Source organism: Paenibacillus sp. TCA20 (assembly GCF_000732325.1).
Lineage (GTDB): Bacteria > Bacillota > Bacilli > Paenibacillales > Paenibacillaceae > Paenibacillus > Paenibacillus urinalis.
This window is the reverse complement of sequence record NZ_BBIW01000013.1, coordinates 41,807-67,585: the sequence shown is the minus strand read 5'-3', so window position 1 is coordinate 67,585 and position 25,779 is coordinate 41,807. Positions and strand designations below refer to the sequence as shown.

22 protein-coding genes and 1 riboswitch are annotated in these 25,779 nt (G+C 47.4%); of the genes, 3 read left to right on the top strand and 19 right to left on the bottom strand.

The window, feature by feature from the left end:
* Positions 1-125 precede the first annotated feature (125 nt).
* The 6 genes from TCA2_RS20950 to TCA2_RS20925 form a co-directional block, all read right to left on the bottom strand.
* Entirely contained in the window at positions 126-962 is an 837-nt protein-coding gene (locus TCA2_RS20950; protein WP_047913556.1) for a MetQ/NlpA family ABC transporter substrate-binding protein, read from the bottom strand.
* A 108-nt stretch (positions 963-1,070) separates the two neighbouring features.
* Positions 1,071-1,739 (bottom strand): methionine ABC transporter permease, encoded by a 669-nt coding sequence (locus tag TCA2_RS20945; RefSeq protein ID WP_047913555.1) that lies wholly within the window; start codon positions 1,737-1,739, stop codon positions 1,071-1,073.
* On the bottom strand, positions 1,736-2,752 hold the full coding sequence (locus TCA2_RS20940) for a methionine ABC transporter ATP-binding protein (protein ID WP_047913554.1): 1,017 nt from the start codon (positions 2,750-2,752) through the stop codon (positions 1,736-1,738). Before TCA2_RS20940 ends, TCA2_RS20945 begins: the two co-directional genes overlap by 4 nt.
* Positions 2,753-2,934: 182 nt before the next feature.
* A riboswitch (SAM riboswitch) is annotated at positions 2,935-3,079 on the bottom strand.
* Positions 3,080-3,205: 126 nt separating this feature from the next.
* The gene (locus TCA2_RS20935) at positions 3,206-3,949 is read right to left on the bottom strand and encodes a Cthe_2314 family HEPN domain-containing protein (RefSeq protein ID WP_047913553.1); all 744 of its coding nucleotides are present in this window, start codon (positions 3,947-3,949) and stop codon (positions 3,206-3,208) included.
* A gap of 363 nt (positions 3,950-4,312) precedes the next feature.
* On the bottom strand, positions 4,313-5,206 hold the full coding sequence (locus tag TCA2_RS20930; protein ID WP_370510378.1) for a heme A synthase: 894 nt from the start codon (positions 5,204-5,206) through the stop codon (positions 4,313-4,315).
* 295 nt (positions 5,207-5,501) lie between these two features.
* Positions 5,502-5,846, bottom strand: a complete 345-nt coding sequence (locus TCA2_RS20925; RefSeq protein ID WP_047913551.1) for a thioredoxin family protein — start codon at positions 5,844-5,846, stop codon at positions 5,502-5,504.
* 73 nt (positions 5,847-5,919) lie between these two features.
* On the opposite strand from TCA2_RS20925, the gene TCA2_RS20920 reads away from it, so the two are divergent.
* Entirely contained in the window at positions 5,920-7,269 is a 1,350-nt protein-coding gene (locus TCA2_RS20920) for a DUF2515 family protein (protein WP_238546469.1), read from the top strand.
* A 78-nt stretch (positions 7,270-7,347) separates the two neighbouring features.
* Here the strand turns inward: TCA2_RS20920 and TCA2_RS20915 are convergent, their stop codons facing one another.
* The 11 genes from TCA2_RS20915 to TCA2_RS20865 all read right to left on the bottom strand — a co-directional run bounded on the left by TCA2_RS20915 (position 7,348) and on the right by TCA2_RS20865 (position 22,052).
* A complete protein-coding gene (locus tag TCA2_RS20915; RefSeq protein WP_047913549.1) occupies positions 7,348-8,979 on the bottom strand; it encodes a polysaccharide biosynthesis protein in 1,632 nt (543 codons plus the stop codon).
* Between the two features lie 36 nt (positions 8,980-9,015).
* The gene (locus TCA2_RS20910) at positions 9,016-9,786 is read right to left on the bottom strand and encodes a Cof-type HAD-IIB family hydrolase (RefSeq protein WP_274520945.1); all 771 of its coding nucleotides are present in this window, start codon (positions 9,784-9,786) and stop codon (positions 9,016-9,018) included.
* Between the two features lie 245 nt (positions 9,787-10,031).
* On the bottom strand, positions 10,032-10,922 hold the full coding sequence (locus TCA2_RS20905) for a metal ABC transporter permease (RefSeq protein WP_047913548.1): 891 nt from the start codon (positions 10,920-10,922) through the stop codon (positions 10,032-10,034).
* 17 nt (positions 10,923-10,939) lie between these two features.
* Positions 10,940-11,872, bottom strand: a complete 933-nt coding sequence (locus TCA2_RS20900) for a metal ABC transporter permease (RefSeq protein ID WP_047913547.1) — start codon at positions 11,870-11,872, stop codon at positions 10,940-10,942.
* A 5-nt stretch (positions 11,873-11,877) separates the two neighbouring features.
* A complete protein-coding gene (locus tag TCA2_RS20895) occupies positions 11,878-12,678 on the bottom strand; it encodes a metal ABC transporter ATP-binding protein (protein ID WP_047913546.1) in 801 nt (266 codons plus the stop codon).
* A 54-nt stretch (positions 12,679-12,732) separates the two neighbouring features.
* On the bottom strand, positions 12,733-13,704 hold the full coding sequence (locus tag TCA2_RS20890) for a metal ABC transporter solute-binding protein, Zn/Mn family (RefSeq protein ID WP_081872709.1): 972 nt from the start codon (positions 13,702-13,704) through the stop codon (positions 12,733-12,735).
* Positions 13,705-13,950: 246 nt separating this feature from the next.
* Positions 13,951-15,996 carry a penicillin-binding protein 2 gene (locus TCA2_RS20885; protein WP_047913544.1) on the bottom strand — a complete coding sequence of 682 codons (2,046 nt, stop codon included), beginning with the start codon at positions 15,994-15,996 and terminating at the stop codon, positions 13,951-13,953.
* A 139-nt stretch (positions 15,997-16,135) separates the two neighbouring features.
* Positions 16,136-18,172, bottom strand: coding sequence for a penicillin-binding protein 2 (locus TCA2_RS20880; protein WP_047913543.1), 2,037 nt, complete (start codon positions 18,170-18,172; stop codon positions 16,136-16,138).
* A gap of 157 nt (positions 18,173-18,329) precedes the next feature.
* Positions 18,330-20,387 carry a penicillin-binding protein 2 gene (locus TCA2_RS20875; protein ID WP_047913542.1) on the bottom strand — a complete coding sequence of 686 codons (2,058 nt, stop codon included), beginning with the start codon at positions 20,385-20,387 and terminating at the stop codon, positions 18,330-18,332.
* A gap of 48 nt (positions 20,388-20,435) precedes the next feature.
* Complete coding sequence (locus TCA2_RS20870; protein ID WP_047913541.1) at positions 20,436-21,575, bottom strand: transglutaminase domain-containing protein; 1,140 nt, start codon at positions 21,573-21,575, stop codon at positions 20,436-20,438.
* A gap of 42 nt (positions 21,576-21,617) precedes the next feature.
* Positions 21,618-22,052, bottom strand: a complete 435-nt coding sequence (locus TCA2_RS20865) for a hypothetical protein (RefSeq protein ID WP_047913540.1) — start codon at positions 22,050-22,052, stop codon at positions 21,618-21,620.
* 251 nt (positions 22,053-22,303) lie between these two features.
* Here TCA2_RS20865 and TCA2_RS20860 point away from each other — a divergent pair, with 251 nt between their 5' ends.
* Entirely contained in the window at positions 22,304-23,470 is a 1,167-nt protein-coding gene (locus TCA2_RS20860; RefSeq protein WP_047913539.1) for an MFS transporter, read from the top strand.
* Positions 23,471-23,611: 141 nt separating this feature from the next.
* Positions 23,612-23,953, top strand: coding sequence for a toprim domain-containing protein (locus tag TCA2_RS20855; protein WP_047913538.1), 342 nt, complete (start codon positions 23,612-23,614; stop codon positions 23,951-23,953).
* A gap of 12 nt (positions 23,954-23,965) precedes the next feature.
* Here the strand turns inward: TCA2_RS20855 and TCA2_RS20850 are convergent, their stop codons facing one another.
* Both TCA2_RS20850 and cyoE read right to left on the bottom strand, forming a co-directional pair.
* Positions 23,966-24,583, bottom strand: coding sequence for an SCO family protein (locus TCA2_RS20850; protein ID WP_047913537.1), 618 nt, complete (start codon positions 24,581-24,583; stop codon positions 23,966-23,968).
* Positions 24,584-24,760: 177 nt separating this feature from the next.
* Complete coding sequence (cyoE, locus tag TCA2_RS20845; protein WP_047913536.1) at positions 24,761-25,693, bottom strand: heme o synthase; 933 nt, start codon at positions 25,691-25,693, stop codon at positions 24,761-24,763.
* Positions 25,694-25,779 lie beyond the last annotated feature (86 nt).

The following is a 25,779-nucleotide window of genomic DNA, read 5'->3' as shown; positions in this document are numbered from 1 at the left end:
GGTTACTAATTCAGTATAATATAGGGAAGGACAGAATGAAAGGAACGGCATACGAAACAGTCCCGTCCGGCACTTTTTTAACAACAAAGTACCGAACGGGACTGTTTATCATCTTCTTGAATCAATTAAAATGCAGGTACGATCGCTCCAGCATAATTATCTTCAATGAACTGTTTAATCTCATCGGATTGCAGAGCATCATTCAGCTTCTGAATAGCCTCATTGTCCTTGTTATCCTCGCGGGATACGAGCAGGTTCGCATATGGAGAATCTGCATCTTCAAGGAAGAGAGCGTCTTCCAATGGGTTAAGATCTGCTTCAAGCGCATAGTTAACGTTGATTACAGCAAGCTCTACTTCACCCAGCTGACGAGGAAGCATCGCCGCATCCATTTCGATAATTTCCAGGTTTTTTGGATTCTCTGCAATATCGCTGATCTTGGATTCAATGTTCGTGTTATCAGTCAATTTGATGATACCGTTCTTGTCCAGAAGAATAAGGGCACGGCCGCCGTTGGTTGCATCGTTTGGAATGGCAATCTTCGCACCGTCCTGCAGCTCATCTGCAGAGGTAATTGTATTCGAGTAAGCACCAAGCGGCTCCACATGTACCGGATTGAGAGCAGTCAGCTTAAGACCACGTGTCTCGATTTCGTTATCCAGGTAAGGCTTGTGCTGGAAGAAGTTCGCATCGAGCTGACCTTCATCAAGCTGTACGTTTGGCTGTACATAGTCGTTAAAAGTAACAATTTCCAAGTTAACACCTTGCTCTTCAAGGATTGGTTTAACCTGCTCCAGAATTTCAGCATGTGGAACCGGAGTTGCACCGACCTTCAAGGTTACTGTTTCTTCTGTGCTTCCCGTGCCTTCACTTCCTGTTGTATCGGGAGCGGAATCGTTGCCGCAAGCTGCCAGTACCAGAACCAGAGTTAGAGTTAATGCAGATAAGAACCATTTTTTCATTACAGATGACCCTCCTATATAATCTCGATATATGTGATAAAGGATGAACCATACAACGTCCATGCCCTAAATCCAAAGTAAAATGAATACGAACTTACAGTTGCTCTATTATCTCCGAGTAAAATGCTTCACCAAGCGATCCCCAATCATCTGTAGTGCTTGTACGAGCACGATCATGATAATAACAGCAATGATCATTACTTCATTCTCATAGCGGTAGTAACCGTAATTGACGGCCAGAGCTCCCAGCCCTCCACCACCGACCATTCCCGACATGGCTGTGTAGGATACGAGCGTAACAATGGTCATGGTCATCCCCGCAAGCAGACCCGGTAGAGATTCCGGCATCAGCACCTTCCAGATAATCTGACCCGTCGATGCGCCCATTGCCTGTGAAGCCTCAATGACACCCCGGTCGACTTCACGAAGCGCAGTCTCAACAAGTCTGGCAAAGAACGGCGCTGCCCCCACAACAAGCGGAGGAATGGTACCGAGAACACCGATCGCCGTCCCTACGATTTCTTTCGTAATCGGAATCATCGCCACAATCAGAATGATGAATGGCACGGACCGCAAGATGTTGACAATCACAGACAGCACATTGTAAACAGCCTTGTTGATTCCTGATGTGGAACGGGAAGTCATGAACAAAATAATGCCCAGCGGAAGACCGATAAGAATTGAAAATAGTCCGGATGCGCCCAGCATCTTTAATGTATCTAAAGTGGCCTTCTGGAATTCATCCCAGTTGATGACGGAAAAATCAAGCCCCATCATGCCATCACCTCCACTTCTAGCCCTTGTGACACAAGCTCATCTATCGTACTGCGAATCAGCTCAGGAGGACCTTCAAGTCTTACCGTAAGCTGTCCATAAGGCACTTGCTTAATAGTTGAGATGGTTCCTTGCAGGATGGCAAAATCAATACCAAGCCTTCTAGCCGTCTGCGACAGAATCGAATCATATGTTTTGCTTCCGAGAAACGTAATCTTAACCGTTTGGGAATGCTCCAAATGCGTCGCCATAATGGCTTCACCGAGCAGGTCGCCCGAATCCGTTTCACGTAGAATAAAGTCCTGGGTTACAGGATGCTGCGGCTTGAGGAACACTTCCGTCACCGGCCCCTCCTCCACAATACCGCCCTGATGAATGACGGCGACACGATCACAGATCGACTGAATCACATGCATCTCATGTGTGATCAGTACAATGGTCAAATTAAAGCGTTTATTGATATCCAGCAGCAGCTTAAGTATGGAATTCGTCGTCTGCGGGTCCAGTGCTGAGGTGGCCTCATCACATAGCAGCACTTCCGGGTCGCTTGCCAGCGCACGTGCGATACCAACGCGCTGCTTCTGACCGCCTGAGAGCTGAGAAGGATACTTTTTACTATGCTCAGTCAGACCAACCAGCTCTAGCAGCTCCTTCACTTTACGATCCACTTCCGCCTGATTGGTCTTCACGAGCCGTAGAGGAAACGCAACATTATCATACACAGTAGCTGAACTGAGCAGATTAAAATGCTGAAAAATCATACCGATCTTGCGGCGCTTCGCCTGCAGCTGCTGTTTGCCAAGCCTGGTCATGTTAATGCCTCCGACCCATACCTCACCGGCTGTCGGACGCTCAAGCAAATTAATTAAGCGGATCAGCGTGCTCTTCCCTGCGCCGGAATGACCGATGACGCCGAAGATTTCACCCTTTTGAATGGACAGATTAAGCCCGGATAAGGCCGTCGTGACCTGTTTTCCTTTGCCGTAGTCCTTTTTAATATTTTTTAGTTCGATCAAATGAGGTACCTCCTTACTTACTGCAATCCGTTCTTCTCTATGTCAGAGCTTCTATTTCTTTACACTTGTTTTACCCGTATGCCTTGCTTTCTACCCGAACCCCTCGTGGAAGAATATCTGATAAAAAGAAAAAGCCGCCTTTTTGCTAGACAAAAAGGGGCTTGTTATCATTAAGCGATTCCTTCTCATCTGCCAAGATCGTAAGAAACCTCACGGTCTTGAAGGATTTAGCACCATGTCATTCGGGTACAGCAGTCTTACTGACTGCAATACTGAATCGGTTGCCGGGCTTCATAGGGCCTGTCCCTCCGCCACTCTCGATAAGAACATATATGCGATTGTGTGTTTAACTCACTTATTACTTATTTCAGCAATTTCAGAAACTAAGTGAAAGTATAAAATACTTCACACCACTTGTCAAAGGAAAATATTACATTATTTTTATCGGATTTCTTATGTTGAGGTTTTGACAGCATTTTTGGCCATAGATGTGCTCTTCTGCCAGTTGTTATTAATGTAATGAAATGCCGCTGTCACGCTCTTGGATACAAGCTCTAGGCCAAGCTCAAGATCCTGTGTAAAAGACTTCAGATCCTCCAGCTCAATTTTGCCATGAAGAGTCTGATGCTTCTGCCACAGATCATCCACCATCTCAATATTCATATGATGAATTTCTGTATTTCTTCGTTTTCGCAGACGATTCATCGAGTCTGAATATCGATCTTTAAGATCGTTCAGCTCCTGAACAAGCGGCATATGCTGCTTCAAATATTCAAATTGACGAAGAACCGTGAAGTAAGAGAAATGCACCTTCACCTTAGAAGTATGAAGATCATACCAGTCATCCAGCAGGTTACCAAGCTTGTCGAGAATAGCAAACATGCGAATAAAGCCATCCTTGTAAAAATAAACATAACGAGCGTAATCCGCCTTCTCATCCGGTTCCATATCTTCTGTTGAGGAAGAATGAACTTTGGCGGCAAAGAAAGAGGCAGCAAAAGTGCTCTGCTCCAGTTCATCAAGTGAGGTCATCAGACCTCGGGTCCAAATATCGAGCTTGCGATAATCATGTGAAGGGTCGTTTCCTCGATCTATAGCCGCTCCAAGCAGCTGCAGTGTCTTCGCCATGGTATCCATGGCTTCTTTTAACTCTCCGGTGTTAACCCGGGCGGGCTCTCCCAATAAGGTTCGAAGCATATGCGTGTCCTCCTGTGCATCTGTACAGCTTATAGTTCCCGAATTCTGCACCTCACAACCATAATTACTTGATAATCCTGACGGATGGAATGATGGATAAGAGGTGAGTCCATGCAAGATATGTACCCCGTTGAATCAATTCCATAACTCATTAAAAAATCATTTTGATCTATATATACCCTTGATTGAAGCAGCTAAAGGTATTATGAAATTGATTCCGTTATCAGGCATTTTGAAAACAAAAGCCTGCGGAGTATCTCCGAAGGCTTAACAAGTGCGTGACACACGCCTGAGTTATGTATCCCGGGCAGCGATCACTGCCCGAGTGAAACGATTAGCTTTCCCTTTTACCAGCTAGCTCTGTTACAGCTTATTACTGCCCACTGGCTTGGCAAGTCTCCACACGACATAGCTCATATAGCACAGCATGCCGAACAAGACGGCAATGATTGTCATATGTGCAAGTACGACGAACATGTAGACTTCAGGACGATTCATTGTCAGCATCAGTCCAACACCAGAGAGCACTTGAAGAATAATTAGACCGATCGCTGACAGCCCAAGCACCTGCATTTCCCGGTTATTCTTGTGGTGACGATAAGCATAGTGACTGAGCACTGCAACGACAGCAACCAGCAGAAATGCAGCTGCTCGGTGCATAAAGGCTATGCCGACTCCACCAGACAACTGAGGCACAACCTCTCCATTACATAGAGGGAAGCCAGAGCAGCCGCCTGCAGAGCTCGTATGACTTACAAAAGCACCCGTATAAACAACCACGTAGGAATAGATTGCGGTAATCCATACCAGATTACGGAAGCCCTTGCTGACGCGCGGCAAACTGTCAAACCGTTCAAGACCTCCAAACTTCTCTTCCTGTCTGGCCCCAAGCGTTGTCATAAGTGCACTTGCAAGCGAGATAAACGCAAACCCAAGGTGCAGTGCCATCACGGGTGGAGATTGGGAGAAGACAACAGCCAGTGCACCCATTCCTCCTTGGATAATGACAAATATTAACGTCAATAGCGCAAAGATCTGTAAATCACGGCGTTTCTTGCTGTACAGCCAGAAGAGCACAAAGGTCGCAACCGCAAGCAGCCCCGCTGTTGAACTCACGATGCGATGGGAATACTCAATAAGTGAAGCAAGCGTATGTGCTGGTACAAATTCACCATGACACAGCGGCCACTCATTGCCGCAGCCGAGTCCGGACTCTGTCCGGGTAACGACTCCACCGCCAAAGGTGGCAAAAAACATGAATATGGTCGTCACGAAACTGACCCATTTTAACAATTTGATATGTTTCAACTTCATTCACCTGCTGTTATGAAATATGGTGAAGCTATCCATCAGCTCTTTTTCAATTATAACGGATAAAAGAATCCACAGCATAAACCGATTGTGACAAAATGTTAACGCATAAAATCTATTTCATAACACGCTGAGCTGCCACATCAATCCCAATTCATTGCACTCATCTCAGTATATCCATCATTACACAGCAAAACACCGCTCCCTTCGGAAGAAGGAGAACGGTGTATTTTTGAGTTTCTTATTTATGAATGGACTTGTACACTTCAACCGCACGATCCAGGAAGGTCTCAATCTCCTCGCGTGATTTGCGGTTTTTATTAACGAAACGAATCAATTCCCGGCCATCCGTGTAAGCAACAAAGCTCGGAATGCCCAGAATGTTCTGCTCCTGACTGACCTCCTCCACTTTATCCACATCCACCTGAATAAGCGATAAGGAATCGGCATATTTCTCCTCTACCTCTGGCATAAATGGATTGATATAGGTGCAGTCACCGCACCAATCCGCCTTAAATACAGCAACGACCAGGTTGGAGGATTGTATAGATACGTCAAATTCAGCCTTGGAATTCATTAATTTCATGTGTACCATCCTTTCTGCTATTTACCTTTATCTTACCTTAGTGAAGCAAAGAATAGAGTGGAAGTCAAATTTTGTGTGCATACTAGTAAACATCGTGAGTAAGCATCGTGAGACGATTCAACGAAAGGGAGATATGATGATGGACAAACCAGATTATCAAGCGCAGCCCAAGCCTTCTATTTGGCAGCTGATTACAACGATTCCGGTCACGATCAAGGAAATGATCACTGGGAAGAGATCAGCCTGGGAAGCCTCCAAAAAACTGCGTCACCCACTTCTCTCCCTGACGTGGCAGACGTCTTCTGCCGTACAGGTACAGCATCAGCTTGAGCATATGATGGCAAGTGTAAGAACGTCTGGTGTTCAGACAGCCTCCCTCCGGAGCAGCCAGCTTGACCCTTATAGTGTGGAGGAGCTGGAGCTCGTTCAGGAGATTAAGCAGCTGACAAGAGTTCACAACCAGAGCAATGTCTCCCGAACAGCAGCTTATCTCGCCTGCTACAAGTCTTATCCAGAGCTGCACTGGGCACTGCTCGCTCACTTCGTATCCCGGAACGGTGGATATAATATGACAGATCTGCGCAGCGGATTGCTGAAGAACATCCTGAATGACCAAGAAAAAGAAAGGGTATACCTGCTGCTTGAACGGTGCAACGCACTTATTTTTCAAGACGCTTACCCTCAGCTGATGCTATATATGAAAAGTAAGGAAAAAGGCCGGAGCTACTTTCATTTACTATCGGAATTTCACATTTCCTCCTTCATGGTTCCCTTCTGGGAGCAATTCTGGCTGAACAGGGACAGTGCGCTGCTGGCGGTTGGACTGATCATTAATGAACAGAACTATATTGAGTACCGCGTCATCCGCAATTCGTTCTACCAGCACCATGTCACCTCTACTCTGTCCTTTCGCTCACATGAAATCGCGGGGCTGAATCATATTGTCATCCCGCTCGGTATTAATGAGGAGCTCGTTGGCTTGACCTTGTCGAATTTCAACAAGGTGCATGAGCGGATTGCCTTTGGCAAGAATCTGTATGCGCTGCTATTTGGACATGAGCAGGTGCTGGACCGGGCTGCTGCTTATGCATATGCCGTCCCTCATGAAGGCTCAAGAAGCGAATACTGGCCTAAATTTTTCACAGCTCAAAAAGAGCTCTCTACACATGAGGCCCTCGTATCGCCTATGCTGAGCCGAAATGAAGCGCTCCCGTCAGGAAGTAAGCTGTACAGCCCAAAACTGCTAGACGTTTGGCAGGACTTGCCGTATGAGAAAATATCTCGGGAAGACTGGCTGACTCAAACCGATAGTCTCGGTCATCTGACCGTTCCAAGACGGCCCAAACTGTTCGAGATCAGCCATGAGCATAGGAGCAGTCTATCCAAGCTGGCCATGATGCATGACCTGGATCGATTAATTTAGACATCAAAAGGCATCGTTTCATCTGGTGATGAAACGATGCCTTTTTTTCTATATACGTAGTATTCTAATCCTCACCTGTTATCCTCTTGCTCCCTGATTACCAGAACGCTTCAATCGCATAAGCGGGCGGAGCACCTTCTGAACGATACGCGGATAACTCTTCAGCTCGTCTTCTCGCAGTACACCGAGAAGGATGAGTAGAGCAAAGTAGCTGATAAGAACAGCTAATCCAACGATCCCACAGTTAATCAGGTAAGCCAGTCTAGACGGCATCAGATCAGTCATTCGCAGACCCAGCTGATGGAGCCCGTACCCTATTCCTGCCGAGAGCACGACCGTTGCAGCAAATCCTGCCCACCTTGAGCCAAGGATGGAGAAGCTGACTGTTTTCTTCAGAACACGTACATTTAATGCTGTAATGATGAGGAATGCGAGACCTGTTGAAGCAATGATGCCATAGATGCCGAAGAACGGTGCAAGCGCAAAGCTCGCGGCAAGCTTCACTACGATTCCTATGAAGACGGTAACCATCGTTATTTTGGGTTTACCGATTCCCAGCAAGATGGAATTCGACGTCATCATTGTAATCTGGAAGATCGTTCCGAACGTCAGCATCGCCACTACGCCGGCACCTTCCAACGTACTGAACAAGAGTCCGTTGATGGAATATGCAGCAACGGTAAGTGCAATGACCATCGGCATACCTGTCATGATGGCAATTCGCATCGCCAGGGTAACCTGTCCGCGCAGATGGCTTTCATCTTTTCTGGCATAAGCTGCGGCGATAATAGGAATAAGCGACTGACTAAGCGCAATAGCGAGAATCGGTGGAATCCCCGCAACCGGCTGTGCACGATTCGTTAAGATCCCGAGCAGATTGGTCGCTGCATCTGATCCGACATCACCGCTGATCAGCGGCTTAATGATGGAGGAATCAATAAAATTCACTACAGGCACAGCAAGGGATGACAGGACGATAGGAATCGATAGCGTAAAGATATCACGGTAGATGCGTGATAATGGAACCTGCGTGTTTGCATTCAGTGCAAGCCCCATCGACTGGTCTTTGCGGGACTGCTTGAATGCAAAATACATCATAACAGCAAAAGCTCCGATGCTGCCCAGCACTCCTCCGAAAGAAGCACCTGCTGCTACCTCTTCATCTGCATATCCGAGCCGCAAGAGAATGAACGCAAGCAGAATCGCCGTTCCCACTCGGGCGAATTGCTCCACGATTTGAGAGATCCCCCCAGCCGTCATATTATTGCGGCCTTGGAAGTATCCTCGCATCATGGCAATGGTCGGAAACAGCAGCAGTGCAGGAGCTAGCGCCCGAATCGCTGTCGATGCCTCCGGGACCTGAGCAATATAGGTTGCATAGAATGGAGCGAGTGACCATAAGAGAATAGTCATGACGATTCCGGCAAAACCAGCGAAGATAAGCGCAGCCTGATAAACTCTTTTGGCATCCTGCGGCTTATCGAGCGCATACCGTTCAGATACCATCTTGCTGAGCGTGCTCGGAATGCCTGCTGTCGCTACAGTAAGGAGCATAAGATAGACGCTGTTTGCGACACCGAATGAAGCGTCCCCGACCGGGCCGAGCAAATGCTCAAGCGGAACCCGCTGAACCAGGCCCAGCACGCGCGCAACTAATGCCGCTGCAGCCAGAATCAGCGTCCCCTTAATAAATGATTCTTTCTTAGACAAAACGTTCTTTCCCTTCTTCCTTCCCCGTGCGAAACGTTAAGGCTGTATTTTAGTCGTTCCTACCTTCAACATATGGTCACGAATGACCTCCACAATGCCATCCTCATTATTGGAAGCGACAATGAGATCTGCTGCTTCCTTCACCGTCTCCTGTGCATTACCCATGGCCACACCAAGACCCACAGCCTGAATAACCGCAAGATCGTTCAAGCTGTCGCCAACGGCAACAACCTCTTCCATGGTTATACCCAGCAGCTTGCACACCTCAGCGATCCCACTTGCCTTCGATATCCCCGCAGGATTCACTTCCAGGTTGGTCGGTGAAGAATTAGTGATCTGCAGCCCGCCGAGATCCTGAAGCTCCATGAGAATCTCATGACGCACCTGATCATCCTCTGTGGTATAGCCAAATTTCAACCACTCATGTTCCATAATGGCATCCACCCAGCGCTCACGATTAAACAGCTGATCTACGGAATAAGCCCAGAACCAGCAGTCATGCTTCACAGCAATATCGTGCATCTTCTTAATTAATTCAGGGTCAAGCAATGTGCGGATATGCAGCTCATTCGGCGATTTCCATACTTCGCTTCCATTCACTGTAACCATCGGTGTCGCAAGGCCCAGCTTCTGACCGTAAGGCAGGGCATGATGCGCGGCACGTCCGGTGGACAGACAGACATGAATGCCAGCCTCCATCGCTTTATGAATCCAGGTGGAAGTCTCATGGGATATCTCATGATTATCCGTCAGCAGTGTACCATCCATATCCAGCGCAAGTAATTTATATTGATAATGATTACTCAAGCAGGTTCGACCTCCTTTGTGTATGTTGCATCTCTTATCCAATTTCGTATTTCTCTATAAGGCAGAATCAACTAGATTCAATTTCATCATACCTTTAGCCGCTCTATCAAGAGGCATAGCGACATTTTAACATAAAACAGGATTGTTCAACAAAAATTACAATGCAAAAAGGACAGGGCGAGATTCCCATCTCAGCCTGTCACTTCATCATTTCATTATGTTACATTCTCGTACACCTAATTCAACTATACTTCCAGCGGATCTTTTGTCATGGTGCCCCGCTTCTGTTTCCATTTCCGAACGACAACTCCATGAAGTGGAGAGAACAGGAAGGCCAGCACAAACAAAATACCCGCAGAAGCTACCATGCATCCGGCAATGGACGAGTCCATGATCAAAGCGGAATAATAGCCGGCAAATGAGCTGATTACACCGATAATAACACTGATCACCAGCATATGGGACAGCCGATCTGTGAGCAGATATGCCGTCGCCGCAGGTACAATCAGCATGCCGACAACGAGAATGGCGCCGACACTGTCAAATGAAGCGACAGAGGTCATAGACACCATGCCCATCAGCAGATAGTGAAACAGCATTACCGGAATGCCAGTAGCCGCCGCTAGTGCAGGGTCAAAGGATACCAGCTTAAACTGCTTGTAGAACAAAGTTAGCAGCGTTAGAATAATCGCCAGGGTAATTCCGAGCATCCATACCGCCCTTGGCCCGAGATCCATCTCTCCGATGATTAGCCGGTCCCATTGAACATACGTAATTTCACCATACAGTACGTGGTCCAGATCAAGGTCGACATTCTGTGCATTTAAACTAATCAGAATGACACCAAAGGCGAACAGAGCTGTGAAAACAATCCCGATGGAAGCATCAGACTGTAGCCCGCTGGACTCCAGATGCTGAATCAGAAAGACAGCAAGCAGTCCCACCGCCGTAGCGCCGACAAGAATCCAGAGAGATTCACGGCCGCTGATCAAAAAGGCAATGGCGATACCAGGAAGGACCGCGTGGCTGATTGCATCCCCAACCATCGCCATCTTTCTAAGCACCAGAAACGTACCGAGCAGTGCACAGGCCGAGGAAACCAGTATGGCAGTTAGCAAGATCCAAAATGTTGACATGATTGATTTCCCCCTTCCTATTTACTTACCTCAGCACGATTTACCGATTGCTGCTGATTGTTGTAATCCGTTTTGGTTCTATACTTCCTAATTTCTTTGGCGAGCAGCCCCCGGCCCGGTGCGATCAACACAGATACACCGAAGATCAGTGTGATCACCAGCACGGTAACGGGTCCAGTAGGAAGATCCGGCGTTGTTGCACTGATCAGCGTGCCCAGTGCTCCGCTAATTGCTCCAAACAGTCCTGCCAGACAGACCATCAGACCGAGCGCATTCGTCCAGTACCTTGCAGCGGCAGCTGGCGTAATCAATAAGGCTGCGACCAGCACGACACCTACAACCTGAACGCCGGCAACAACGGCAATCACGGTTAGAAATAATAACAGCTGTTCAAGAAAGGCTGATGGATAACCCATTCCCCTTGCAAAGCCGGCGTCAAAGCTGATCAGCTTGAACTCCTTGAATAGCAGCCAGCACACGATGAGCAGAAGAACCGATACTCCCAGCATCATGTATACGTCGCTTCTGACCATGGAAGCTGCCTGGCCGAACATATACTTATCCAGCCCGCTGGCACTTCCGTAATCCCCATGCTGAATTTTCGTCAGCAGCACAATACCAATACCGAAAAATACGGACAATACGATACCGAGAGCAGTATCCTGCTTGATGCGGGAATAGCGGGTTATGAGCGATATCCCGATGGTCGCCATCCAACCTGCAACAAGGGCCCCAATCATGAACAAGAAGGTGGATTTAACCCCGCTAAGCATAAACGCGATGCATATGCCCGGGAGTGCCGCATGAGCAAGGGTATCACCGATCAGACTTTGTTTGCGAAGATAGGTAAAGGAACCGATTAATCCGCTGCTAAAGCCAAGCAGCATAGAACCAAACAGAATCCATCTGACGTTAGGATCAGTTACTACAGAAGCTATCCATTCAAACATCAGACTCACCTTCCATCCTTCGGTGCGGAATGCCCGATCATGGCAATACGGCCCCCATAGGTCTGTTGCAGAAGATCAGGGGTGAAGGTTTCTGCTGTCGGTCCGGCAGCAACCAGCCTGCCGTTCAAGAGCAGTACATGATCAAAGTATTCTTCCACGGTAGCCAGATCGTGGTGTACAACAAGAACGGTCTTACCCTGATTCTTGAGTGCCTCGAGCAGTACAATAATCGCCTTCTCTGTTGTGGCATCAACGCCTGCAAACGGCTCATCCATAAAATATATATCTGCATTCTGCGCAAGTGCTCTCGCCAAGAAGACCCGTTGCTGCTGACCTCCCGAGAGCTGGCTGATCTGACGATTGCTGTAGTCAGCCATGCCTACCTTGCTCAAGCACTCAAATGCAAGCTCTTTTTCTTTCTTGCCCGGTCTCTTAAACCAGCCAAGCTGTCCATACTGCCCCATTAAGACGACATCCAGTGCATTCGTTGGAAAATCCCAATCCACGGACTCTCGCTGAGGAACATATCCGATTCGTTTGCGCTGCTCCTTATACGGCTTGCCGTAGATGCGGACATCGCCGCTGATTGTAGGAACAAGACCGAGTGCAGCCTTGATCAGCGTAGATTTACCGGCTCCATTGGGACCCAGAATACCGATCAGCTTGCCATCCGGCACGCTGAAGGTTACATCCCTCAGCACCGGTTTTTTATGATAAGCAACGGCCAGGTTCCGTACCGAGAACGGAATTTGCTCGCTGCCTTGAGATTGATCTCTTCCTGATTGTTCATACGATATTGAGCTCATCCCCATTCAACTCCTTCCAATAGCCTTAAGCCCATTATTACTATGCTTACCCGTTTATTTTAGTGCATCTACAATCGTCTTCGTATTGTGCTTCACCATACCGATATATGTTCCTTCTTCTGTCCCTTCAGGGCCCATTGCATCTGAGAACAGCTCCCCGCCGATCGAGACGGTATGTCCCTTCTCTTCTGCTCCGGCTACGATCGCTTCCATTGCTTTAGGCGAAATACTGGACTCTACAAATACGGCCTTGATCTTGTTCTCCACTAGAAAATCTCTCAGCTCGCTGACATCGCTCGCACCCGCTTCAGCTGATGTACTGATCCCCTGAAGTCCCGCAACTTCAATGTCATATGCTTCGCCAAAATATCCAAATGCATCATGAGCGGTAACAAGTACTCGGGATTGTTCTGGAATGGAAGCAATTTGTGTCTTTACCTCTTCATGCAGTGCTTTCAGCTCTTCAATATAAGCATCCGCCTGTTGGTTGTAAGTGTCTGTGTTGTCCGGATCTTCTTCAATCATTGCATTGCGGATCGTATCTGTAACCTGAATCCATTTCTCAACATCAAACCAGATGTGCGGATCTGCTTCCTCGCTGTCCCCATAAGGCACCATCAACAGCTCACTTTCTGGAATGTCCTTGGTTACCTGAACCACAGGCTTCGACTTGCCAATATTAATCAAGATATCTGACATTTTCCCTTCCAGATGCAGACCGTTATACAGAATGACGTCGGCGGATTCCAGCTTCTGAATATCTCCCTGTGAAGCTTTGTATAAATGCGGGTCAACCCCTGGACCCATAAGTCCTGTCACTTCTACGAGATCACCGCCAACCTCGCGGGCTGCATCCGCAATCATCCCTGTCGTGGTCGTAATTTGGAGCTTATCATCAGCTGATGCCGAGCTTCCCTCATCCGAAGCATTTCCGCATGCGGCCAGTACGAGCATCGAGCTCACAACAGCCACGCTGATCATCATTTTGTGCAGCTTACTTCCTGTTCTACCTGTAAATCTCCTCATTTCTCTCATTTCCCCTTTACCCATTTTTTGTTTTTGTGTTAGACATTCGTCAGACAAGCAACTTAGCATTAGGCCAAGTTATTTAATTAAGTATAATAATTTTGTACATGCACTCTTTTATTATACAAGCACAATAATGTTTCCTTAGTGCAAATTTTATTAGACTCCACAAAAAAAAGCAAGAGAAAATTTTCTCCTGCTTGGACCCGTTTTCTTTATGTCATGTAATTATAAACACAGAAATGTTCAATTCGAATTACGCTTGCGGTCTTGTTGACTTGCTGCTGGAGTACCGTCCAGTCCATAGTATTTGTCATACGCATCAAATATTTTACGGGCAACAGGGGCAGCACTGCTTGCTCCAAATCCTCCTTGCGGTATGACTACAGCAACTGCGAGCTTGGGATTCTCACGAGGAGCAAAAGCGATAAACACTCCATTATCCACGTTGATGGGCCCTTGGCCGTTACCTGGGTAGATCATCTGCTGTGAAGTCCCCGTTTTTCTAGCAAAATCGTATGGAAAGCCGTTAAAGGCAGCACCCACATTCGTATCCATACCGCGATGAATAATGCTCCAATAGCCGTCATCAAATTTAGCTTCATTCAGCACCTTGGGTTCGATTTTGTTCACGACATTGCCTGCTGAATCCCGTATCTCCTTCACGAGATGAGGCTCCATCCGCTTCCCCTTATTAGCTAGCATCGCCGCATATTGTGCAAGCTGCATTGTCGTGTACTTGCCCTGCTGTCCGAAGGAAGCAAACGCCAGTGATGCAAGTGCTGTCTGTCCCTCCTGCCTATACTCAATCCGGCCGCGAAATTCATTCGGCAGGTCCACACCTGTTGCCACTCCGAGACCGAATTCCTTCATGTATTCATCCCAAATGTCGACTCCCTTGCTCCCATATCTTCGGTACAGCTCTTCACCAATCAAATCGACCATAAAGGCATTCGAGGAACGGCGTATTGCATCTTGTACCGTTAGTCTTCCCATGACAGCACCGCCTGAGTTCGAGACTCTTGATCCGTCCCGGCCAAATTCGGCCGAACCGAGGTCATTATACGTTGTAGAAGGACTGATCAGCCCTTCCTTCAGACCGATTAGAACGCTGAGCGGCTTTACAGTAGAACCGAGAAGCACGACCGACTCCGGCGTGTTTGTTTTGTCCGAAGGGAAAAAGGACCGGATCGTACCATTCTGATAAATATGGCGAATCTGGTCATAGATCTCCGGAGACACACCGCCCTGTTCCCATACATTGGTATCGTAGTCCGGCATACTGGCCATGGCGATTACATGCCCTGTATCCACCTCCATCGCTACTGCATAGCCGGTTGATGCGTTCTTCGACTCGCTCTTGCCGCTGGAACGAAGGGCCTCAATCTGATCCAGAATCGCCTGCTCTGCTGCCTTTTGCACATCCTTATGCAGTGTAGTGTACAAATGATGGCCCTTCTTCGGCGGTACGAGCTCTGCTGGTCCGATCGGCATGTTACGAGGATCCACTGGAATGAGCCAATATCCGGATTCACCCCGAAGCTCTTCCTGATACTGAAGCTCCAGACCACCGAACCCGACCAGCTCATTCTCCTGATAAAACAGCCCTGGCTGCTGAACAGCCATCTCAGCATTTCGCTGATCCATCTGCTCGTACAGTGACTCTACCTTAGCTCCCTTGAACTTATACAAGTAACCCACCGTCTGTACTGCCAGTGAATCCTTATGATATCTGCGCACCGTTTCTTCAACGATGTCGATTCCCTTAAACCGTTCTTTATGCTGTAGAAAATAAGCCACTTCTTCGGAGGATAAATTGCTCTTGATCAAACGGGGGACATATCCTCCGGCTTTGGAATAATTCAAATCGAGCTTATTGACAATATCCCCAGCGGTGATCTCCTCCGCATCCGCATGACCATACTGTCTAAACACAGCTGCAATTTCCTCGGCCAGCAAATTCATTTCAATCCGGCTTGCTGAGGGGATGCCTTCTGCGTTCCCGTAATTTTTATAGAGAGTGAGGTATAACGAATGCGAAGGCTCTGAATAAGCAAGCGGCGTATGGGTTGCATCAAAAATTGTTCCTCGCACAGGCATCATCGGCACCGCCTTCCGATTCTCCCCATGCTCAAGCGCAGTCAGTTCAGCACCTTCGACAAACTGTAGAAAGGCCAGGCGTACGATCAGTACACAAAACAGCAGAAAGGCAGCGAAAAAAGTGAGATTAAGACGAAAGCTTCTTTTATTTGCCTTAAGCAGCCTTTCCTGCTCCTGTTCATAACGGTTCATTCGATGAATCCTCTCCCATCGTCCCACAGTCGGTATTGAATCGGTCAGTTATATGGATTAACAACTCTAATTATACTAATTTATTCCATTCGCAGGCAAAAAAAAGCTGCCGAGAAATTTTCCCGACAGCCTGTTGTTCTTATTGTTCTGTTGTATCCTCTTCGCTATTCTCCGGTTTTCCTTTCGGAACACCATCGAGACCGTATACCTGATCGTATGCATCAAAGATTTTACGGGCGATCGGAGCAGCACTGCTTGAGCCATATCCACCTTCCGGTACTACAACAGCCACTGCCAGTTTAGGATTATCACGCGGAGCAAAGGCGATAAATACTCCGTTCTCCACCCGATTACGCGTTCCATTAAAATAAATATCCTGCTCTGATGTACCTGTCTTACGAGCAAAATCATAAGGGAATCCTGAGAATGCCATGCTTACATCGGTATTCATCCCGCGATGAATCGTTTCCCAATAAGCGTCATTAAAATCAACTTCATTGAGAATTTCAGGTTCGATTTTCTCCACAATATTGCCTTCCGCATCACGAATTTCCTTCACCAGATGTGGTTCTAATCGTTTCCCTTTGTTAGCCAGCATCGTTGCATACTGAGCCAGCTGCATCGTCGTATATTTACCCTGCTGACCAAATGAAGCAAAGGCAAGTCTTGCTAGTGCCGTTTCCCCTTCATTAGTGTACTCAAGGAAGCCTTCGTATTCTTTTGGCAGATCCACACCCGTTTCTACCCCAAGACCAAACTCCTTCATGTATTGATCCCAGACGTTAACCCCTTCACTACCATACTTGTTCCATAGCTTCTCTCCGATCAAATCAACCATAAAGGCATTGGAGGAATGCTGGATTGCAGTTGCTGCCGATAAAGGTCCATATACATGGCCCTGGGAGTTCCTTACACTAGAATCATCCCGTCCAAAGTAGGCAATTCCTCGATCCTGATAAACCGTTCCGTTCGGAGAGAAGAAACCCTCCTTCAATCCAATAAGAACGCTGAGCGGTTTAACCGTTGAACCTAATAGCACCGTTGATTCAGGATGTCTTCCCGTATCATCCGGCGGGAAGGACTCTACGGTACCATTCCGGTAAATGTATTTGACCTTGTCATAGTCCCAAGGCTCATTCGGATCATAATCCGGCATGCTGGCCATCGCAACTACATTGCCCGTATCGACTTCCATGGCGACAGCAAAGCCTGTCTTGGCATTTGTATGATACTTACCTGACACCAGATTGGTGTGAAGCCAGTCCAGCTGATCCAAGATCGCTTGTTCTGTTGCAACCTGAATGTCCTTATTAATCGATGAGATCAGGTCATGACCCTTCTCCGGAGGCTGAATCACCGTTCCCTCCTCCGGCAGGTTAAGCGGGTTGATCGGAATCTGACTGTATCCTGCTTTGCCGCGCAGCTCATCCTGATACTGTCGTTCCAAGCCATCTACACCCACATACTCCAGCTCAGAATAGACGAGCCCCGGGTCCGTTTGGCTGCTATTTTCCTGATCAATCGCAGCGTATTCTGCCAATGTCTTGGACGTCTTGAACGTCTTCAGATAGCCAATCGCTTGTACAGCGACAGAATCCTCATCATATTTGCGGACCGTTTCCTCTATTACACTCACGCCTGGAAAATCCTTCTTATGCTGCATGAAGTAAGCAATCTCTTCTTTCGACAGGTCGCTCTTGATCAGCCTCGGCGTATAGCCGTGTGTCTGACGATACTCCAGATCCATGGCGTTAATGATATCATCTTTAGACATTGGCTCACGGTCTGCTTCCCCATACTCAGCAAACACTTCTGCCAGCTTCTCCGCCATGGCCTCGGCTTCTGGACGATTCGGATTCTCTGGGCCGCCTTCCTGCTGGCTGTAATTTTTGTACAGGGTTATGTACAAAGATTGAATCGGCTCCGAATAGGCTAGCTTGGTTTCTCCGGTTGCATCATAGATTGTTCCGCGGACAGGAAGCAATGGAATACTCTTCGTTACACTGCTGCTCTCCTGCTGAGCAAGCACGGGCCCCTCCACAAACTGAAGCACGGCCAATCTTATAATAATAATAGAAAAGATAATAAAAGAGCTAAAAAAGAAAAAATTCAATCGAAAACTGAACCGGCGTTTGTTCGAAAGTTCTTCCTTTTCATGATTTTGCTGCTGTGCCATACGATACCTCGCTTTGTGATTCTTTTGCTGTATTCCATTCTACCATATTCGGACAATAAATTTCCTCTTTGCCGGTTACAGTTTCGTCATTAAACGACAAAGAAGCAGTATGCCTTATATGAACCTTTCAAGACATACTGCTTCATACCATTAAATATTAATTAGAGCTCTGCTCTTCTTCCTGTTCGGCTGCCTCATTATCTCCCTTAGGCGTACCGTCCAGTCCGATATATTTGTCATAAGCATCATAGATCTTCCTTGCTACCGGCGCCGCACTGTTGGAGCCGTATTTGCCTTCCGGTATAACGACAGCAATCGCCAGCTTCGGATTGTTACGGGGGGCGAAGGTAATGAACACACCGTTCTCAACATCTACTCCGCCTACATTCTGCTGAGAAGTCCCTGTCTTGCGGGCGTAATCATAAGGAAAATGATCAAAGCCTTGAACATTACTGTTCATCCCTTTTTTGATCTCTTCCCAGTAAGCATCATCCATGTCGACCGTATTCAGAATTTCTGCTCCGAATTCCTTGACGACATTCCCATCTTCATCCGTAATTTTGCTGGCAATTTGGGGCTTTAACCGTTTCCCTTCATTCGCAAGCATGGCGGTGTATTGTGCCAGCTGCAGTGTTGTATACTTACCCTGCTGACCAAATGAAGCAAAAGCCAAGGCAGATTGTGTACTGTTGGTCTCCTGCTCATGGATATACTCACGTAGCCCTTCCTGCTCACCAGGCAGACCGCTTTCCGTACTGACACCAAGCCCAAACTGCTTCATATAGCTGTCCCACACTTCAACACCACCGGTATTGTATTCATCAAACAGCTTATTGGCTACCATCTCAATCATAAAGGCATTGGAGGAATGTTCAATGGCAGAGGCCGGGTCGATCTGACCATATACGTGACCACTCGAATTACGTACCGTTGATTCGTATCCCTTCTTCCCGAACTTGCCTGCTCCGGTATCGTTATAGATCGTCGAGGTTGTAAACAGCCCTTCATTCAATCCGATCAATACCGACAACGGCTTAATAACAGAACCGAGCAGCACGGTAGAAGAAGGATGCTTATAGCTCTCCTCCTGGCTTCCATACGATTGATACACTTCACGAATGGCTCCATTGGAGGAGAACGGTGATATCTTATTAATTTCTTCCTGGGTTTTACTGCCCTCTGACCACACATTAGAGTCGTAGTCAGGCATGCTTGCCATCGCAACAATCTGGCCCGTATCTACTTCCATGGCAACGGCAAAGCCGGTTTTGGCGTTGGGTGCATAGACGGCAGGATTGCTAGTTGTCTGCAAATATTCCAGCTGATCCATTATGGCCTGTTCGGTTGCCATCTGCACATCTTTGTTAATCGACAGCCACACATTGTTGCCCTTGTCAGGCGGAGTCAATGTCGATTCACCCGAGATCCGATTCTGCGAGTCCACCGGGAAGGTCTTAAGCCCCTTCGTGCCGCGAAGCTCCTCCTGGAACATCAGCTCCACTCCATCATATCCGACCTCTTCATTATCAAGATATTGGAGTGCCGGGTCCTCCTCTTCCTTGGCTTGAATATAAAAATCGATACCATATTCCGGATCAATCACGGAGCGGAAGGGCTTCATGTACCCAACGGTCTGTACGGCAACCGTGTCTTTGTCATAATGACGAATGTTCTCTTCTACCACTTCAACACCAGGGAAATCCTCTTTATGAGATAAGAAATAGGCAATTTCCTCGTTCGTCAAACCGGTTTTGATTCGCCTAGGCGTATATCCGTAATTTTGTCGATACGTAATATCAAGCGCATCTTCAATTTCCTGCTCGGACATAGTCATTTCTGAATCGCCATATTCGTCAAAAACCGCTTTAAGCTCCGAAATGATGCTGCTCAGCTCAGCCTTGTTCTCTTCAAGACTGTAGTTCTTGTCCAAGCTCATATATAAGGATTGAGTGGATGAAGAATACGCAATTTTGTTCTCGCCTGTCGAATCAAAGATAGTTCCGCGAATGGGCGCGATCGACACGCTTTTTGTTGCAATATTGGCTTCTTCCTTCTGCATTGTCGGTCCCTGCACCAGCTGCAAGTAGGCCAATCTTACAATTAATACGGTAAAAATAAGAAATGTCGCAAGAAAAAACACATTTAAGCGAAAGTTAAAACTTTTCTCATGGTTTGTTTGCTGACCAAGATACGAAGCCATCTCCTCTTTGTTCATTATGCTACTACCCTTTCCTGCTGCTCCGAAATATACCAGAGAGCCTATTTAGACAGTCTGATCCTTGATATGGGTGTCATAAAAATGAGGCGGATTGAACCAATCGCCGCTATTTGCCCATGTCGGATCAAGCGGGACCCAAGTATCCTGCTCACTCAGGTATACTTCATTCCAGGCATGAGCCCCATAGCCCCCTTGACCGTTGTAACCAAGGCCTGTAACGACTCTCACCTCGAGATCCTGTGAACGAGCCATCACCGCATAGAGCCTCGCATAGTCTATGCATACCCCCATCATCGTATCGAAGGTATCTTGAGGCGTCTGCTCATTCCATATGCCGCGCTGCTCGTAATCCTCGACTTTACCATAATCGTACTCAACTCGGGTTCCTACCCATTGATAGAGCGCTCTTGCCTTCTGCTCATCTGTAACGGCCCCCTCCACAATCTTAGCTGCAGCTCCCTCGATATCCTCAGGAATATTACGATCAATGACCTCATATCTGCGCTGCATCATGCCGTTAAATTCCTTCTGTGCCGCCTGGCTGATAACCGGAAGCTTGTCCTTAATCAGATTCCCGGATATCGGTTCTATTACGGATTTGGCTCCTTGCTGATACATCGGTGATGACTCTACATAATTGCTGAAGGAACTGCTTGGATACAGGCTCACTACGATGAATAGCAGTGCAATAACCAACACGCATCTAGCCGCTCCAACAACAGCACCAAAGCACGCCCCCATTAAACGGCTGAGAAAGCCAGGATTGCGGCGAGCTTCACCGGATGGGATTCCTCTAATGAATCCGCCAATCAGACCTAGAATGAAACGAATGATGCTGTAACTAATAACGAACAGCACAGCAAACCGCAGCAGCGGAAAATCAGCCAGTGCTGTAATGACTGTGTAGTAAATTTGCTCCCACATGTTCAAATCGCGACTCGGCATCGCTTCGCTGTAACCCGATAGCCATGACTGTACCGCAGGAGACAGCTTCAAGGATAGCAGAAAAGCACCTGCGATCCCGACGATCGTGAACACCCCTTCGGTAATCAGGTTCACCAGGGTTCCTGCCGAACGTGAGGCTCCCCGGATAAAGCCCTGCAACAGCGATATAAGGATGATCAACATTAGAATGAGCGTAATGAGGTTCCCCTCCTTCACACTCCCTATCCAAGCATCAATCATAATTCACCTGCTTTCTTGCCTATATAAAACTCTAAAATGCAGCTATCTATTCTGAGCTGTTTCCATAAACAATCGAACCGTATCGTTAATACTCCACTCCCCGAGCGATATGCCGCGGACAGAGACTTTGACCTTGTCCTCACCCTGCTTGCCGTTTACTTCGACATTCGGACTGGTTATGGTAAAAGTACCGTCCGGATTCACTACATACTCCGCCTTTGCCGCTTCCTTCTGCATGAGCTCCGCAGCCTCTGTTCGAAGCGTATCCATCGTGCTGGTGCCTACATCAGTGACGACCGTTTTAATCTGATCAAATGAAACACCGCTATAGATGATAAGTGCCGCAACAATGACGACAACGATGGCCCATTTGAGCACAGTTCTCAGCACATTAATGACGACGAACAACAGGATCAGCGCAATCACGATAACAAGCCAATTTTGCGAAATAAACTCTTTCCATATTTCAATATCCATCTACTTGACCACCTTTTCAACACTCGAGTTCTGTACCACTTTATCGGTCAATTCAAGATTGTGTATTCATCGAGGTTACTCTTGCCTTGCTCTTGGTTCATTTCTCCCGAATATTATACATGATTACCGATGTCCCTGTCATATAAGCAAGAGCTCGTGGAAAAAAACGGTATAAGACCCGTTTGTCCAGCGTACAAGTATATCAGGTGTGCTTATGCTTGTTCGACTCGAAATAAGGAGGTGCAGTTCGCTTGAAAACGGCCGTATGGCTCTATCTTTTTCTATTTCTCGCCTTTTTTGATTTGCATGCTCAATATCCGATACTCACGCCCTTTGCGCTCTCACTTGGAGCCGTTCCTACATTTATAGGCTGGATGATGGGGATCTACTCACTTACCCACCTGCCTGGCAATCTCATTGCAGGCACTCAGATTGATAAGCATGGAAGCCGAAGGTATATCGTCTTCAGCTTGACTGCTGCCGGAATTGTACTGCTCCTGCAATCCCAAGTCGATGCTCCTTGGCAGCTGCTTGCCCTCCGGGCTATCAGCGGCTTTGTGCTTGCTTTTCTGTCTCCAGCCTGTATGACTCTTCTTGCCCAGCTATCATCGGATCCCATCACCCAAGGCAAATATATGTCAGGGCATGGTGTCGTTCACACCTTAGCTTCTGTTGTCTCTCCGGCTGCAGGAGCATTTATCGTCGCAGGCATCGGGTTCTCGGGAACTTTCCAGAGTCTCGGCATCCTGCTGATCATTACCGGAATTATGGCTTACTTCACACTGCCAGCCGTAAAAACGAGTGCAGCGAACGCCCCATCAACAGCAGCACAGACAGAAGACAGCCCAAATCGCAGCTTTTTTCCAATTTCATGGCGTTTTTTCGTACTTCCGCTGGTCGTTGCATGTGCACAGGGCATTCTTTTCTTTGAACTGCCGCTTAGAGGCAGCGGGTCGGCCTCCATCCTATCTACGGGTCTGTTATTTTCGATCATCAGTCTGGGTGCTCTCGCAACACTGAGCATGCTATTTCTCAATCGGTATTCACCAACCATGAGGCTCGCAGGCGGTGTTTTGCTCATGGCGTTCAGCTTCTTTCTTATGGCCGCTGCACCCCAAATTCCGTTGTGGCTGATTCTGTTTATTCTGGGTACTTCCAAAGGAATTATCTTTCCTGCACTGGCTTCCATGCTTGTTCAGCTCAGTCAAGGTGTACGGCTAGGAAGAGTGTTCTCGATCCAGTCCATTGCCACTTCACTCGGCTCCTTCGTCGGACCAATCGCCGCTGGACAAATCCGTATGGACGTGTCACCATATTTCCTTGCATTTATTGTATTAATGCTTGGACTGCTTCTCCTTCCATTCCCTAACAAGTTCAAAGCATCTACTCTGTCTCATCCGGAAGCCAAGCATGTTTAACGATCCGAGTGTGACCCATACATAAAGAGGCCTGCCTTTACGGCAGACCTTTTTTGCATCAAATTCCAAAATTGCGCTAAAATATAAACAAACATTTCCCGGGGAATTTCGATACTTAACATACTAGAGGTGAAGCATACGATGCCGATTCATGTCATTGTTGAAGGTAAGAACGACCGCAGCAAGCTCCGCAGGCTGCTCGATCCCGAAATATCCATCCTATGCACGTTCGGTACGCTCAACAGTGAGAAGCTGGAGACGCTTCGCAAGCGCGTTCAGGATGATGAAGTGTATCTGTTCATGGACAATGATAGTTCAGGTAAACGAATAAGGGCTATGCTGCGCGACACCTTTCCCGATGCAGAACAGATATATACAAGAAAAGGTTATGCGGGTGTTGAAGGTACACCTGATGAGTATCTGGTTGCACAGCTCGAGAAGGCCGGCCTTGAAGCTTTTATTATTTATCCTGAGATATTCTAGCAGAACGATATCCTATTCGTTTACCAGTGTTCTGACATCTCTTGCGATGACATCCGGAGCTGCCGCCTCCATATCTGACGCGTTATATACCTTACGAAGATTGTTGTCCTTATCCACAAGACCGATATAATTGGCATGGACGAAGTTATCCGCCTTGTCTCCTTCAATAATAATTTTGAAAGAGTCTCTCGCCAGCTGCTTCGTCTGTTCCGCATCTCCTCTCAAGAAATACCAGCCTGAGTAATCTGCCTTGAAGCGATCGGCGAATTCCTTGATCTTCTCTCTCGTGTCTACCTCTGGATCAAATGAGATGGAGACAAAGGAAGCGTCCCTGCCAAAAGTGCCGTCTTCCTTCAATAAATCCTGTACTTGCGACATAGAGAACGTCGTTACCGGACATACATCCGGACAGCTTGTAAAATAGAAATAAAACAGCCTTACCTTTCCCTCCGTATCCGCAAGTGAAACAGTACTTCCATCTACATTTTCCATACTAAAGTCCGTTACTTCCCCTGCCACCGGAAATGCTTCTTCCCCCAGATCAAGCGCATTATAGATTAGATAACCAGCCATCGCTGCAGCAATCAGCAGCAATATCCAAGTCCATATGTATTTTCTAAACAGTGACATCTTATCCCCACTCCCCTTCTTACATTATCCCCAAAGGATGTAATAAAATTGAAGCTGAGTCTACAAAAGAAGGAGTCCTTTCAGCTGTACGTCTAACAGGGACTCCTATATGCTCATTGATTAAATTCTTCACTGAAAGTGTAATTACTGTTCATACCGGGCTTCTTAGTAGTACACCTATTGGCGCACGGTATCGACAATCATTAGAATAAAGCTAATGGTTAAATAATTTATGGAGAAGAAAAACATCTTCTTGGCCCAAGCATCGGTGTCTCTAGCCCTGAAGCCTTGAAATCCAAGGAACAGCCATATTAGTGACAGCAGTAAAGATACGCTCATAAAGATGATACCCGTGTATCCATAGACATACATTAATATCGGCACAGGAACCAGGAGAATCAAATAAGGAATCATCTGAATTTTGGTACGATGGATTCCTTTCACTACCGGAAGCAGCGGATAGCCGGCATTCTTGTAATCATCCAAACGGCGAATGGCAAGCGACCAGAAATGTGGCGGCTGCCACAAAAACAGCAGGGCACCGAGCAGAATCGCACCCATATCTACTGTCCCGGTTACAGCAACATATCCGATGACAGGCGGCACCGCGCCGGAGAAGCCTCCCATGGAAGTACTCCATGTTGAGGAGCGCTTAAGCCACAGCGTATACACAATAACGTATATGAACATCCCAAATATGCCGAGTACACCTGCCAGCCAGCCGGAAAAAGAAAACAATAGGGCTAGTCCGGCAATCCCCAGGATAAATGCATAAGCGAGCACGAGCTGCGGAGTAAGCTTCCCGGTAGGAAGTGCGCGATCCCGTGTGCGTTCCATTTTTCTATCCAGCTCACGATCAAAGTAGTTATTAAACACACAGGCTGAAGCCATAACGAGAACCGTTCCGAGCATGGTTATTATCATTTTGAGGTAGTCAATGTCCCATTGAGAAGCAAGCCAATATCCGCCAAAAGCGGCAATCAGATTGCTCCGGAGGATGCCGGGTTTAGCCAATGTAACGAAGTCTCTCCAAGTGACAGACTCTTGCGGCGGTGTTTGCCGGGTTGAGAGCGCTGCCGTATCGGAAGAGGCTCGATATCGATTACTCACGCTTCTATAATCCTCCTTGCTTTGCGTCATATGGAGGGGAATTATGGCCTCCGCACTAAATTTTATCACAACAAAAAAAGAAAGTC

What these genes read in the sequence shown, in the direction of transcription:
- TCA2_RS20950 (WP_047913556.1), bottom strand. Translation starts at nt 962, where the DNA reads ATGAAAAAATGGTTCTTATCTGCATTAACTCTAACTCTGGTTCTGGTA.
- TCA2_RS20945 (WP_047913555.1), bottom strand. Translation starts at nt 1,739, where the DNA reads ATGATGGGGCTTGATTTTTCCGTCATCAACTGGGATGAATTCCAGAAG.
- TCA2_RS20935 (WP_047913553.1), bottom strand. Translation starts at nt 3,949, where the DNA reads ATGCTTCGAACCTTATTGGGAGAGCCCGCCCGGGTTAACACCGGAGAG.
- TCA2_RS20930 (WP_370510378.1), bottom strand. Translation starts at nt 5,206, where the DNA reads ATGTTTTTTGCCACCTTTGGCGGTGGAGTCGTTACCCGGACAGAGTCC.
- TCA2_RS20925 (WP_047913551.1), bottom strand. Translation starts at nt 5,846, where the DNA reads ATGAAATTAATGAATTCCAAGGCTGAATTTGACGTATCTATACAATCC.
- TCA2_RS20905 (WP_047913548.1), bottom strand. Translation starts at nt 10,922, where the DNA reads ATGTCAACATTTTGGATCTTGCTAACTGCCATACTGGTTTCCTCGGCC.
- TCA2_RS20900 (WP_047913547.1), bottom strand. Translation starts at nt 11,872, where the DNA reads ATGTTTGAATGGATAGCTTCTGTAGTAACTGATCCTAACGTCAGATGG.
- TCA2_RS20895 (WP_047913546.1), bottom strand. Translation starts at nt 12,678, where the DNA reads ATGAGCTCAATATCGTATGAACAATCAGGAAGAGATCAATCTCAAGGC.
- TCA2_RS20890 (WP_081872709.1), bottom strand. Translation starts at nt 13,704, where the DNA reads ATGAGGAGATTTACAGGTAGAACAGGAAGTAAGCTGCACAAAATGATG.
- TCA2_RS20885 (WP_047913544.1), bottom strand. Translation starts at nt 15,996, where the DNA reads ATGAACCGTTATGAACAGGAGCAGGAAAGGCTGCTTAAGGCAAATAAA.
- TCA2_RS20880 (WP_047913543.1), bottom strand. Translation starts at nt 18,172, where the DNA reads ATGGCACAGCAGCAAAATCATGAAAAGGAAGAACTTTCGAACAAACGC.
- TCA2_RS20875 (WP_047913542.1), bottom strand. Translation starts at nt 20,387, where the DNA reads ATGAACAAAGAGGAGATGGCTTCGTATCTTGGTCAGCAAACAAACCAT.
- TCA2_RS20870 (WP_047913541.1), bottom strand. Translation starts at nt 21,575, where the DNA reads ATGATTGATGCTTGGATAGGGAGTGTGAAGGAGGGGAACCTCATTACG.
- TCA2_RS20865 (WP_047913540.1), bottom strand. Translation starts at nt 22,052, where the DNA reads ATGGATATTGAAATATGGAAAGAGTTTATTTCGCAAAATTGGCTTGTT.
- TCA2_RS20855 (WP_047913538.1), top strand. Translation starts at nt 23,612, where the DNA reads ATGCCGATTCATGTCATTGTTGAAGGTAAGAACGACCGCAGCAAGCTC.
- TCA2_RS20850 (WP_047913537.1), bottom strand. Translation starts at nt 24,583, where the DNA reads ATGTCACTGTTTAGAAAATACATATGGACTTGGATATTGCTGCTGATT.